General features: G+C 62.2%; 13 protein-coding genes. All 13 read right to left on the minus strand.

Annotation, left to right across the window (positions count from 1 at the left end):
* The coding region (locus tag I8N66_RS09640; protein WP_291152870.1) for a helix-turn-helix transcriptional regulator at positions 1-517 on the minus strand (517 nt) is incomplete at its 3' end.
* Between the two features lie 12 nt (positions 518-529).
* Complete coding sequence (locus I8N66_RS09645) at positions 530-1,270, minus strand: LuxR C-terminal-related transcriptional regulator (protein ID WP_291152873.1); 741 nt, start codon at positions 1,268-1,270, stop codon at positions 530-532.
* A gap of 828 nt (positions 1,271-2,098) precedes the next feature.
* Positions 2,099-3,769 (minus strand): flagellar basal-body MS-ring/collar protein FliF, encoded by a 1,671-nt coding sequence (fliF, locus tag I8N66_RS09650; protein WP_113536444.1) that lies wholly within the window; start codon positions 3,767-3,769, stop codon positions 2,099-2,101.
* Positions 3,770-4,128: 359 nt separating this feature from the next.
* Positions 4,129-4,521, minus strand: a complete 393-nt coding sequence (locus tag I8N66_RS09655; protein WP_291152877.1) for a hypothetical protein — start codon at positions 4,519-4,521, stop codon at positions 4,129-4,131.
* Positions 4,522-4,594: 73 nt separating this feature from the next.
* A complete protein-coding gene (gene cheD, locus I8N66_RS09660) occupies positions 4,595-5,149 on the minus strand; it encodes a chemoreceptor glutamine deamidase CheD (protein WP_113536446.1) in 555 nt (184 codons plus the stop codon).
* Positions 5,146-5,535, minus strand: a complete 390-nt coding sequence (locus I8N66_RS09665; RefSeq protein WP_034851752.1) for a response regulator — start codon at positions 5,533-5,535, stop codon at positions 5,146-5,148. The genes cheD and I8N66_RS09665 overlap by 4 nt, the downstream gene beginning before the upstream one ends.
* A complete protein-coding gene (locus I8N66_RS09670) occupies positions 5,535-6,596 on the minus strand; it encodes a chemotaxis response regulator protein-glutamate methylesterase (RefSeq protein ID WP_113536447.1) in 1,062 nt (353 codons plus the stop codon). The genes I8N66_RS09665 and I8N66_RS09670 overlap by 1 nt, the downstream gene beginning before the upstream one ends.
* Positions 6,593-7,501, minus strand: coding sequence for a protein-glutamate O-methyltransferase CheR (cheR, locus tag I8N66_RS09675; RefSeq protein WP_113536448.1), 909 nt, complete (start codon positions 7,499-7,501; stop codon positions 6,593-6,595). The genes I8N66_RS09670 and cheR overlap by 4 nt, the downstream gene beginning before the upstream one ends.
* On the minus strand, positions 7,498-7,965 hold the full coding sequence (locus I8N66_RS09680; RefSeq protein WP_113536449.1) for a chemotaxis protein CheW: 468 nt from the start codon (positions 7,963-7,965) through the stop codon (positions 7,498-7,500). Before I8N66_RS09680 ends, cheR begins: the two co-directional genes overlap by 4 nt.
* 5 nt (positions 7,966-7,970) lie before the next feature.
* Positions 7,971-10,265, minus strand: coding sequence for a chemotaxis protein CheA (locus I8N66_RS09685; RefSeq protein ID WP_291152889.1), 2,295 nt, complete (start codon positions 10,263-10,265; stop codon positions 7,971-7,973).
* A 19-nt stretch (positions 10,266-10,284) separates the two neighbouring features.
* Positions 10,285-10,650: a response regulator gene (locus I8N66_RS09690; RefSeq protein WP_025425897.1), complete on the minus strand. Its 366-nt coding sequence runs from the start codon at positions 10,648-10,650 to the stop codon at positions 10,285-10,287.
* A 3-nt stretch (positions 10,651-10,653) separates the two neighbouring features.
* Entirely contained in the window at positions 10,654-10,947 is a 294-nt protein-coding gene (locus tag I8N66_RS09695; RefSeq protein WP_065372388.1) for an STAS domain-containing protein, read from the minus strand.
* Between the two features lie 41 nt (positions 10,948-10,988).
* Positions 10,989-12,206, minus strand: a 1,218-nt coding sequence (locus I8N66_RS09700) for a methyl-accepting chemotaxis protein (RefSeq protein WP_291152900.1), incomplete at its 5' end; no start/stop codon positions are given.

A 12,206-nucleotide genomic window follows, 5' to 3' on the forward strand; every position in this document is an offset into this window, starting at 1 on the left:
CCAGAAGGTCGGTCATGATCATGCAGCTGCGGCCGTGCAGGTCCACCACCTGTTCCGTCGAGGCATCGACATAATTGCCGGCAAAGATCACGTAGCCGTTGCCCTGGGCGCCGAGCCTGACGGGAAAGGCGATGCCGGAAAAGGATAGCTTTCGGGCCTTCAGCCGATGCGCAAAAGGCGCAAGGTCGAAGACCTCGGCCGCCTGGTGCTCCCCTGCCCCGTTCCAAAGCACCGGCAGCAGGGATCGGTCGAGGTGGGCAATCAGCTCCTCGCCGTAGGTGCTGACGAGATCATGCGCATTCGCTTCGGCCGAAAGGCCCCAGTTGTCGAGGACACAGGTCAACTTTCGCGCCGTTCCCTTGCCGTTGAGACGCAGCACGGCGAAGTGCTTGGCATTGATCTGCCGCTGCATGGCTTGAAGACGCGTGACCAAGGTCGCGGCACGCGCGGCGCGGTTACCCTGTCTGGCAAGCTTTTGTTCGTCGTCGATCCGCCCGCCACCGAGAAAATGGGTCATCGCGCCGGTTCCTTACACAAGATTGTTGCGCACCGCGTAAGCAATCGCTTCCGATCGCGTCCTGGTCGCAGTCTTGCGCATGACGCTGGTGATGTAGTTGTTGATGGTGTTGCGCGAGATTCCGAGGATCACCGCGATCTCTTCGCTGGTCTTGCCCTCGGCGATCCAGAACAGGCATTCCAGTTCGCGCTCCGTCAGCTCGAAGTCTCGGTCATGTCGGACTTCTGCGCGGGTGGTGAAGCTTGCGAGATAACCGGCAAGCAGCGTGACGTCCCGCAGGCTCTCCTGCGAAAGGATCACGTCTTCGGGGACGAGCAGCATCAACGAGAAGCGCAGGCGTCCGACGTTAAAGGTGATCGCACAATATTCGCGGCTCATGCCGCGCGGCAGATCGATATCATCCGGCAGTGCGTAGAAGCAGGGCTGCAATACCGCCAGGCACTTCTCCAGTTCGGTCGTCTTGGCGTGCAGCGACGTGACGACGCCGGAGAGACGTCGAACGACATCGAAGGGCCAATCGGAACAGACCACGAAATCGAGCCCGTTGTCCTGCGACAGGTCGTAACGCGCCAGGAGATAGTGGCCCGCGCCGACATATTCGGTCAATGCCGCCAGGCCGCTGCCCAGAGCGCCCCGCCCGGCAATATCCCCGAGCCTTCGCAAAAGCTGCTCGCGCGTGAAGCCGCCGCCGCGTGCACGTGTCGGCGCCGTCGGCAAAGGCCAGACAGCGATGTCTGCTTGCGAAATGTTCATGAGTTCAGCCCCTGTACCGGATTCCCATCCCGGAACTGCACTTGCACTGTCGCCGCCAACAGCCGGCCGAAGCCGAATATTACCACCAGTCGCAGATCAGGACGCGAATCAACTGTCAAAAATGTACATCGCCACGAGAAAAATGCCACCGCCCTGTTCTGGCTATTTACTTCACATCCCCTGCATGGGCCGATTCGACCCAAGCGCGCTTCGCACGCTCGGCCCAGCGATGCCCGTCGACGACACGAAGGCGCAACGTATTGACAGAAAACATGTTTCTCCCAGGTCGATCGACGTTTCCGTGCCAGCTTGGCGATCCGGAGTAGCGCCATCGGCGGCATTTTGCCCATGAAACGGGCGTTTATTGTCGCTCTTTGAAAATTAGAACCTGAAGAAATTATACTTTGAATTGCCAGCTGTTGCTGAAATGCACCAGGAGATTTTCAGTTCCTCCTCATTTTACCGATATATAAATTGTGATTTCTTCAGAATAACTAATGACTATTTCAAAGTTATATTTTCGTTTGACTATGTATAGACGAATGCCGGCATAGTAGATGCCCATCCGCAATGCACGCCATGCGCGCGCGCGGAATCTATAAATTAAGATAACGTTAAAATATTACCATCTGCGGCATACGACGGGACTCGACGACCTCGCTTCGAAACTTGAAGCAAATTGGCAGCGAAGGCGACGGACGCGGTGGGACTCTCATAATATTTGCGCCGAACATGAACGCCACCGTGACGCGCGAAGCAGCCGCGCTAAAAACACAAATCCCGCCTTGAGGGCGGGATCTGCTGTGTGCGGCACTGGCTGCGGCGGTATCAGGCGGCCTTGTCGAGGGCCCATTTGCGCAGGATCTTCGCCGCGCGTTCCTCGCTGATCTCGACCATCCGGGCCAGACGCCTTTCCGGCCCTTCCTTGACGCGGCGGTTGAAGCCACCATCCTCGCCCATGTTGAGCAGGTCGTCGGTGCTGTCGAAGCCGAAGTCCGACCCAAAGCCGTCCATAAGCGCCCCACCGGCACCGGCGGTCGCCGGAGAGAAGTCGGGCAATTCGAGACCGGCTGCTTCGCCTTCCAGTTGGCCGGCATTGCTGCCGAAGCCGAGCTGGCGAGCCAGCGGTCGCATGCCCCAGACAACGAGGGCGGCAACCACGATGAAGGCGAGGGCATTGATGATGCCGCCGAGATTGCGGGTCAGCGTTTCCATGACGCCGGGGCCAGCGACAGCCTGGTCGAGCAATTGCGTTTCGACGAAGTCCATGGCGGTCAGGGTCACGACGTCGCCGCGCGCGGTATCGAGACCGGCGGCGGATGCGACGATCTTCTGCATGTCGGCCAGATAGGCGTCGATCTTCGCCTGGTCGGCAGGTTCGCCAACCATAGCGGCCAGGCGGCCACGGTTGACCACGACCGCAACAGAGAGGCGCTCGACCGTGTAGCTGTTCTTGACGGTGGCGATCGTCTTGCTGTTGATCTCGTAGTTGGTCTGCTCTTCCTTCTTTTCGGCCTGATCGCTCGACTGCGGGCCGGCACCGCCCTTCGGGGCGGCCTGAGGAATGTTCTGCTGTACCGTCGCGGCATTGTCCGGCTGCTGCTGGCTGGACTTCTGTTCTTCCTTGGTCACGCGCGTGGAGCGCTCGACCCGCGATTCCGGATCGAAGACCGTTTCCTGGATCTGCTGCGTGTCGGTGTTCAGACGCGCCGTGACGCTGGAGCGGAAATTGTCCATTCCGAGGAAGGGCGCCAGCGCATTGTCGATCTTCTTCTCAAGCTCGGACTGTACGTTCTGGACGACGCCGAGCGATTGGTTGAGGGCGCTGTTGGCCGGGTCGTCGCCAGAGGCGAGCAGCTGCCCGGTCGAATCGAGCACGGTCACGTCATCGACATCGAGCCCCGGTACGGAAGAGGCGACGAGGTGACGGATCGAGGCGGCAGCGCTGCGGCCAACGGTGGCACTGGCGCGAATCATGACCGAAGCGGTGGGATTCTGGTCCGCCTTGCGGAAGCTGCCCCGCTCCGGCATCACGATGTGGACACGGGCGGCGGCGATGCCCGAGATCTGCTGGATGGTGCGACCGATTTCGCCTTCGAGCGCACGGACGCGCGTCACTTCCTGCATGAAGGAGGTGAGGCCGAGCGAACCGACATTATCGAAGAGTTCGTAGCCGGCATTGGCGCTGCTCGGCAGGCCGCGCTCAGCAAGCAGCAGACGGGCCTTGCTCGTCATGCCGACGGGGACCTGAAGGCTTGCGCCATCGGAGCCGACATTGAAGTCGATATTGGCCTCAGCCAGCGCGATGCTGATCTGGGTGACATCGCTGCGTTCGAGCCCGACATAGAGCGTCTCGAACGAGGGTCTGTTGACGTAAATGCCTGCCCCGAGCACCAGGCCGACGGCGACAACGCCGGCTGCCGCGAGCGCGATCAGCTTGCCTTGCCCGAGATTGCTCAGGTTCTTCGTGACCGTCGAGAGTTGATCCAACAGACTCATTCTGTTTCCGCACCCAGTATCGCAAGGTCTTCGAGCCGGTCATCGGCCGAACGCCCTGCGCAGTTCCAACATTCGGGTTTGCTGGGTATCGACATGCTTCGTATCGACTTCCAATGCGCGCGAATCTACCAGCCCCGGTCGGGACCGTAGGAAACGAAACTTGCGCGAAATTGGCTTGATCGGCTCGGACGGCAGACCACGTGGCGATATCGGCGGGGTTATCCACCGACTGAGAAGCGCCTGCAGAGACGGATATCCGGGGCACGCGGCATGCGTGGCGCGCTGACCCGCGCACCGCAAGCAACTGATTTTACGAACCTATTGCGAGTGCCGCGCGTCGCGCAGACTTCAGGCGCGCCCTAGAAGGCCTCGAAATCGCCGGCTGCCTTGGTCAGCGGCTGGGAGTGGCCGTGGCGCAACATGCCGTTGCCAAGTGCCTTCTTCATATCGGCAAGCTTGACGAGGCTGACGGCGGTGGTCACGTCCACCAGCCAGTCGTCGGGGATCGACGACGTGATGGTATCGATGAACTCGGCGAGGCCGCGCGTCTTCTGCACGGCAAGGTCGATCCCCTGCAGCACCATCATCTTGTCCGGATTGTCGAGCGCATCAACGCCCTCGTCGCCCAGGAGTTGCGGTTCGATCCGTTCGATCAGGTAGGCGACGTCATGCAGTTCGGTGACGATTCGCATCAGCACTTCGGGCAGTGCTTCTTCCACGTGCGGCATGTGGCCCTGGTAGTCGGTCTGCATTGGTATGTCTCACGTGGCTCGGGGCTTCGGTAGAAGGTCGTATTGCGGCCTGCGAGGCGCCAGCCTCGCAGGATCAGAAGAATTCGATCGAGCTTTCGGCCGGCTTCGGCGCGATGATCGGGCGCTCCTCCATCTGCACGGTGCGCTGCGTCTCGACGCCGGTCAGGGCATATTGCCGAGCCCGGCCGCTGGACGGCCAGTATTCGAGCTTGCGGCCGTGCTCGCCGCCAGTGCTCTCCCCAACGATGCGGATGCCTTCATCGAGCAGAAACTGCCGCGCGAAAGCGGCATTCTGTTCGCCCACATTGGAGAAGCGCGCGATCGTCTTGGCCCCACCAAAGATCTTGGCTTCGAGACGATCTCGGCGTGCCCCCTGCTTCAGCAGCCCGTTGATCAGGAGTTCCATCAGATGAACCCCGTAGCGGGTCGCGTCGCCGCCGGAAGCAGGCGACGTCGCGGAACCGGGCAGCAGGAAGTGATTCATGCCGCCGACGCCGACCACGGGGTCGCGCATGCACGCAGCCACGCAGGAGCCGAGAATGGTCGACAGCACGATGTTGGGATCGTTGAAGACCTTGTACTCGCCCTGGATGACATGCACGCGCTTGCCGGCGGCTTCCATGTTCATTTAAGCGCCCCGAATACGGCTTCGATTGCAGCCTTCATCTTTTCGATGGTGAAGGGCTTGGCGAGCACGTTGTTGGCACCGAGGGCCGCAGCCTTCTGAACCAGGGCACGGTCTCCCTGGGCCGTAAGGATGATGAAGGCGGCCTTCTTGGTCGTCGGGTTGGAGCGGACCGCCTGCAAGAGGCCGAGGCCGTCCATCTTCGGCATGTTGAAGTCAGAGATCACCAGATGATGCGGGTTCTGGGCCATGATCTTCATGCCCTGCTCCCCGTCACCGGCGGCTGTGATCTGCTTGAAGCCGAGCTGCTGCAGGGCGTCACCCAGGAGCAGGCGGCTGGTGACCTGATCGTCGACGATCAGAACTTTGATTTTTTCGGCGATGGACATTATTCGCTTCCTTCCTTGCGGAGCGCCGCTGCTTTCAGGACCTCCTCCCCGATGGATCCGAGGGGGAGCTGGGTTTCAACGGCGCCCAATTCATAGGCGACTCTCGGCATGCCGTAGACGACACATGTCTTTTCGTTTTGTCCGAAGGTCTTTGCCCCGGCATGCCGCATTTTCAGGAGGCCGGAGGCGCCATCGCGCCCCATGCCGGTCAGAATGACGCCGATCGCGTTGCGGCCGGCGAGTTCAGCAACGGAATCAAACAACACATCCACCGACGGGCGATGTCCGTTGACCGGATCACGATCGACCAGCCGGCAGCAGGGTGCCGTGGGATTGGCGACCTGCAGATGGCGCTCGCCACCGGGCGCCAGATAGACCTTGCCGATTTCGAGCCGCGCGCCGTCCGTCGCCTCCTGCACCGCCGGCGCGCACAGGCGGTTCAGCCGCTCGGCAAAGCTTCTGGTGAAGGTGTGCGGCATGTGCTGGGTGATCACGGTCGGTGGGCAATTGGCCGGGAATTTCTGCAGCACCGTGATCAGCGCTTCCACGCCACCGGTCGAGGCGCCGATGGCAATGATCTTGCGGCCGGCCCGGTATTCCGAAGCCGTGTTTGCATTGGCGGCAGCAGGAGCAGCGGCAACCTTGTTGCCGGTGATGATGAATTTGCGCTGCGAGCGGGCGGCAGCCTTCACCTTGTCGACGAGGCCGGCGAAGGGATGAGGATCGCCCGGATGCGGCTTGCCGACGCAATCGAAGGCACCGATCTCGAGTGCGGCGATCGTGGCTTCGGCCCCCTTGTGGGTCAGCGTCGAAACCATGATGACCGGCATTGGCCGAAGCCGCATGATCTTGTCGAGGAATTCGAGGCCGTTCATGTTCGGCATTTCGATGTCGAGGGTGACGACATCGGGGTCGAGCTGCTTGATCGCCTGACGTGCTTCCATGGCATCGGCGGCCTGACCGACGACGGTCACGTCAGGATCGGCGTTGAGGACGGCGGTGATCAGGCCACGCATGGTGGCGGAGTCGTCAACGACGAGAACACGAGCGGGAGCGGTCATGCCCGTCCTCCATGAAATTTGCCGGTGTGGCGGTATGTGGTGATGCCGATGTTGTCGAAGTGGGACTTGGCGTCACCCGACACGCGCTCGGAATGGCCTATATAAAGGTGACCGTCGGTGTTCAGCATGCCGGCGAAGCGCGACCAGATCTTCATCTGCGTCGGCTCGTCGAAATAGATGACGACGTTGCGGCAGAAGATCACGTCGAACGGACCCTTGAACGGCCATTGCGCCATCAGGTTCAGCTCGTTGAAGGTGATCAGCCGCTTGACGCGATCGTCGATCTGCCACTTGAAGCGGCCACCGGCATTGACTTCGGAGAACCACTGCTTGCGCATGGGCGGATTGACGGTCTCAAGCGCCGTAGCGTCGTAGGCCCCGGCGCGGGCGAGCGCCAGGATCTTCGGGTCGATATCGGTCGCAAGGATCCGGAAGTCGTAGTCGGCCGCATTCGGCAGCAGCGACAGAACCGTCAGTGCGATCGAATAGGGCTCCTGCCCGTCCGAGCAGGCCGCCGACCAGATGCGCACGCGACCGCCTGCCTTGGCACGGGCGATCAGTTCCGGCAGCACCTCGGTCTTCAGGTGTTCGAAGTGATGGTTCTCGCGAAAGAACCGCGTGAAGTTCGTCGTCAGGTGCGAGAGCATGTCGCGGCGCGCGGCGGCACCGGCGGGTGACGCAACCAACTGGCAATAGTCACGGAAACCCTTGAGCCCGAGATTGCGGATGTGCTTCGACAGCCGCGAATAGACCAGCGATGCCTTGCTCTCGTTGAGGTAGATGCCGGCATCCGCATAGATCATGGCGGCGATCTCGGTGAGATCGCGACGGGTCAAGGGATACTCGCCGCTTGCCAGACACTCGTCCGGCGACAGCTTCTGTTCGAACGCTACCTGGTTCCTCATGCGGCTTCCCTTTCTTCCTGCGGGAAGATGGCTTCCAGCTCAATGAGGCAGATCATTCGACCTTCGATCGCGAGCACACCGCGAGCGAAGCTCTTCTCGAACTCCGACGACACGACATCCGGCGTCGGCTGGATCTTGTCGTCGGTGATCGTCAGGATGTCGGAGACGGCGTCCACCAGAAGGCCGACGACCTGGCTCTTTACCTGCGCGACGATGATGACGTGACGGACGGTCGGATCGGCCGGGGTCATGCCGAGACGAGCCGAAAGATCGACGATCGGCAGCACGGCACCACGCAGGTTGATCACGCCGAGGACATAAGGTGGCGCATGCGGCATCGGCGTCGCGGGCGTCCAGCCACGAATCTCGCGCACCGACATGATGTTCACGCAGAATTCCTGAGCGCCGACACGGAAAGCGATCAGCTCCCGCCCGTCCGTCAGATTTTTTGCGGCATAGGTCATTGTCATTATCCGACAGCAGCAAGTGACATTTCAGGCTTCAGCGATTGCCCGCGCGAGGCGGCGACGATCGCATCGACATCGAGGATGAGCGCCACGCGGCCGTCGCCGAGGATGGTCGCGGCAGCGATGCCCGGCACGTGGGTGTAGTTGGCCTCGAGGCTCTTGATCACGACCTGGCGCTGACCCTGGATCGCATCGACCATCAGGGCACGCTGGCCGCCGCCTTCCGATTCCACCAGCAGCGCGACGCCCTCGACCGGGTTCGCCTGGATGGCGCGGAAGTTGAGGATGCGACCGACGTCGACCAGCGGGCAGAACGAGTTGCGGATCGAGATCAGCCGCTGGTTGGAGCCGAAGGAGTGGATCGCCGACGCCTCAGGCTGCAAGGTCTCGACGATCGCGGTCAGCGGTACGACGAGCGTCTGGTTGGCGACAGTGACCACCATGCCGTCGAGCACGGCGAGCGTCAGCGGCAGGCTCATCGTGAAGACCGAACCGTGGCCCGGCTTCGAAGAGATGTTGATGCGACCGCCGAGCGCCTGGATCGAGCGCTTGACCACGTCCATGCCGACGCCACGGCCGGATATGTCGGAGATCTTGTCCGCCGTCGAGAAGCCGGCGTGGAAGATCAGGTTGTCGATCTCTTCGTCCGAAAGGTTGGCGTCGGCCGCGATCAGGTCGTTGTCGATCGCCTTCTGGCGCACCTTCTCGCGGTTGATGCCGGCGCCGTCGTCGGCAAGCTCGATGACGATGCGGCCGGAACGATGCTTGGCCGTCAGGCGCACGGTGCCTTCGGCGCTCTTGCCCGCAGCAAGGCGCTTCTCCGGCGTTTCGAGGCCATGGTCGACCGCGTTGCGGATCATGTGGGTCAACGGCTCGGCCAGCTTGTCGATGACCGTCTTGTCGACCTCGGTGTTCTCGCCTTCGGTGATCAGGCGGACCGACTTGCCGGTCATGTCGGCGATTTCGCGAACGATGCGCGACATGCGCTGGAACACCGGCTTTACCGGCTGGGCTCGGATCGCCATCACCGAGTCCTGGATCTCGCGGGTGAGTTGCTGCAGCTCTTCGAGGCCCATGTTGATCGAGGACGTGCCGTTGGCGTCGTTTTCGACGACGCTCTGCGAGAGCATCGCCTGGTTGATGACGAGCTCGCCGACGAGGTTGATCAGACGATCGACACGGTCGAGATCGACGCGGATCGTCGGTGTGGCGGCCGATGCGGCAGCTTGCTGGGCAGCAGCGCTCTGCGCTGCGGCACTGGCGGCTGGCGTCGACTTCTCGGCCGGCGCCCGCGCGGCGGACTGGGCCATCTGCAGCACGTTGCTGGCGGTGCCTGCGGCGGAAACCGCAGCATTGCGGATTTCCTGCTGCTGGACCGCGAGCTGTTCCTCCTCCTCGACGACACCGACGGAAACCGCCGGTTCGTCATCAAGGATCGACAGATCGAACGGCACCGGCTGCATCGGCAGCTCTTCGCCCGACTGCGCGGCCTCGTCCTCGACGAGAGAAATCTCCAGGTCGCAATCCCACTCGGCGAATTCGAAGACGGAGCGGATGGCGTCCTCGCCCTTGTCGGTCTTGAGCGAGATCTTCCAGAAGAAATAAGCGCTCTCCGGGCTCAGCCGATCGAGCGTCGGCAGTGCGCCCATGTCGCAATGGATGCTCATCTCGCCGAGGCGGGAGAGGTCGCGCAGAAGCAGCGTTGCCTCATTGCCCTTGGCGTAGAGATCGGACTTCGGCTTGAAGACGATCTCATAGGTGGGCGTTTCCATCAGTGGTGGCTCTTCGTCCGCTTCGAAGTCGTCGAAGGAGAAGGCGACCGGCTGGAAGCCTTCGTCATTGACCGGCGGCGGAGCCACGGCGGCGACCGGCTTGGCAACGGGCTCAACCGGTGCAGCGGACGCCTGCGGCACTTCACCGTTTGCCAGAGCTTCGAGCTCCTTGATGAGCTGACGGCTGCGCGCCTCGTCGACGCTGCCGCCATCGCGCGCGGCATTGGTCAGGTCGGCCAGCACGTCGGCCGACTTCAGCATCACCTTCAGAACCTCCGGTCCCGGATCGAGCCGGTTGGAACGAACGCAATCAAGGGTCGTCTCGAACACATGCGCGAAGGAGACGAGGTCATCGAGCCCGAAAGCGCCGGCGCCACCCTTGATCGAGTGCACCGCACGGAACACCGCATTGACCGTTTCCGGATCGCGGTCGCCGTCATTGAGCTTCAGCAGACCCGATTCCAGTTCGGCGAGTTGCTCCTCGCATTCCTGGAAGAAGATCTCTTTGATTTCGTTCATATCCATTGGAGGCTATCCCCGGACTTCAGGCCGTTACGCGCTCGATTGCATCGATGAGTTTGGTCGGGTCGAACGGCTTGACGATCCAGCCCGTTGCTCCCGCCTGACGCGCACGGTTCTTCTTCTCCGCATCGCTTTCCGTGGTCAGAACCAGGATCGGAATGGCGCGGTAGCGGTCGTTCTTGCGCACACCTTCGATGAAACCGAAGCCGTCGAGACGCGGCATGTTGATGTCGGTGACGATCACATCGGGGTTGGCTTCTTCCAGCACCTCAAGACCCTCGACGCCGTCTTCGGCCTGGATCGTTTCGAACCCGGCATTGTTCAGCGTGACCAGCAGCATGTTTCGGATCGTGCGGGAGTCGTCGACCGTCAGAACTCGCTTCTTCATTTCTCAAATCTCCTTTGCCACCAGGTGGTCGATCTCGACCCCGATGAGCTGTGTCGTTTTCTCGAAAGCGTCCGACACCTTGCTGAAGGTGAAAGACAAATGATCCTCTTCCCAGGTCTTGGCGCCGGCCATCAGCACCTGGACACAAAGCGTCCCTACCCGCTCGACCGCCGAGGCGTCGATCACGATGTCGCTGCCCTTGAGCGCGAGCAGCTTCTCATGCAACGCCGTCGCCTCGTTCAGGTCCAACACCGGAGCGAGGCTGAGCGTCTTCTGAGCGGTCTTCTTGCTGGCCATTCCTGTCTTCCTCGACTGCTAACTCTGTACTGCCCTTGAACTCAGCGCTGCCATCCGGCGAACTGCCGCTGCGGCCCATCGTCGAACAGCGCGACCGTCGGCTCCTCGGCAAACACGCGCGGGGTCGGCCGGCTCGGTTCGCGACCGACAGCTGACGAAACGGGATGGCGCCGCTCAAGACGGAACCGGCGGATGGTCTCGCCAAGCTCGACGATGACGGTGTGGAGATCGTCCGACGAACGCGCGGTTTCTCCCGCCAACGCAGCACTTGCCTGCACGCCCTGCGAGATCGTGCCGATCTCGGCGGCAACGCCCCGGAGATCGCCCACCTGCTGCTCAGCTTCGCGGGCAATGCCCGACACCGCCGAATTGATCGACGTGACCTGCTCGACAATGCTGCTGATCGCGTCCTGGGTGCGGCCGACAATCTCGACGCCGGTTTCGACCTGCGCCTTGGTGCCGGTGACGAGCTGCTTGATCTCGCGTGCCGCCTCACCGGAGCGCTGCGCGAGCGCGCGCACTTCCTGGGCGACGACCGCAAAGCCGCGACCGCTGTCGCCGGCGCGGGCCGCTTCGATGCCGGCATTCAGTGCCAGAAGATTGGTCTGGAAGGCGATCTCGTCGATAACGCCGATGATCTGGCCGATCTTTTCGGCGGATGCCTCGATGTCGGCCATGGCCGTGATCGCCTGACCGGCGATTTCGCCGCTGCGCTCAACCGCGATGCGGGTTTCGTTGGCCTTCGTCTCGGTCGTGCTGATGCGGCCGGAGCCGCTCGCCATGCGGCCGGCCATGTCGGCGAGCGCTGCAAGCTGGCCGGACAGCGCATCGGCTTCGATGCTCGCCTTGTCCGAGAAGGTTGCCGCGTTTGCGCGCATGCGGTCGACCAGGGCTTCGGCGGACCGATTGTGCAGATCAGATGCCTGCAGGCTCTGCTGGATTTGTTCCAGTGCCGTATTCAGGCTGGCGACGATCGGCTGGTAGGCTTCCGCCGTTGCTTCCGGTAGCCGAGCACCGAGATCGCCGTTGCTCAGACTGTCGGCAAAGTCGCCGAAGAGCGCCTTGACTTCCTGCTCGTCGGCACTGCGCTGCTCGGTCAGTTGGCGCTGGTGCTGCTGACGCAGTGCGTTGAAGCGCAACGAAACGCCGATCTCGGTGTCGACGAAGACTGTGCGCACGAGCGCGGCGACAAGGTCGCAGAGTTCGCGGCGGCGCGTCTTGCCTATCGGCAGGAAGGATCGCGGCCAGGCGTCTTCGAT

Source organism: Ensifer sp. SSB1 (assembly GCF_016652895.1).
GTDB lineage: Bacteria > Pseudomonadota > Alphaproteobacteria > Rhizobiales > Rhizobiaceae > Ensifer.

Coding starts and splice junctions, on each gene's coding strand:
- I8N66_RS09645 (WP_291152873.1), bottom strand. CDS start 1,270: ATGAACATTTCGCAAGCAGACATCGCTGTCTGGCCTTTGCCGACGGCG.
- fliF (WP_113536444.1), bottom strand. CDS start 3,769: ATGAGTCTGTTGGATCAACTCTCGACGGTCACGAAGAACCTGAGCAAT.
- I8N66_RS09655 (WP_291152877.1), bottom strand. CDS start 4,521: ATGCAGACCGACTACCAGGGCCACATGCCGCACGTGGAAGAAGCACTG.
- cheD (WP_113536446.1), bottom strand. CDS start 5,149: ATGAACATGGAAGCCGCCGGCAAGCGCGTGCATGTCATCCAGGGCGAG.
- I8N66_RS09665 (WP_034851752.1), bottom strand. CDS start 5,535: ATGTCCATCGCCGAAAAAATCAAAGTTCTGATCGTCGACGATCAGGTC.
- I8N66_RS09670 (WP_113536447.1), bottom strand. CDS start 6,596: ATGACCGCTCCCGCTCGTGTTCTCGTCGTTGACGACTCCGCCACCATG.
- cheR (WP_113536448.1), bottom strand. CDS start 7,501: ATGAGGAACCAGGTAGCGTTCGAACAGAAGCTGTCGCCGGACGAGTGT.
- I8N66_RS09680 (WP_113536449.1), bottom strand. CDS start 7,965: ATGACCTATGCCGCAAAAAATCTGACGGACGGGCGGGAGCTGATCGCT.
- I8N66_RS09685 (WP_291152889.1), bottom strand. CDS start 10,265: ATGGATATGAACGAAATCAAAGAGATCTTCTTCCAGGAATGCGAGGAG.
- I8N66_RS09690 (WP_025425897.1), bottom strand. CDS start 10,650: ATGAAGAAGCGAGTTCTGACGGTCGACGACTCCCGCACGATCCGAAAC.
- I8N66_RS09695 (WP_065372388.1), bottom strand. CDS start 10,947: ATGGCCAGCAAGAAGACCGCTCAGAAGACGCTCAGCCTCGCTCCGGTG.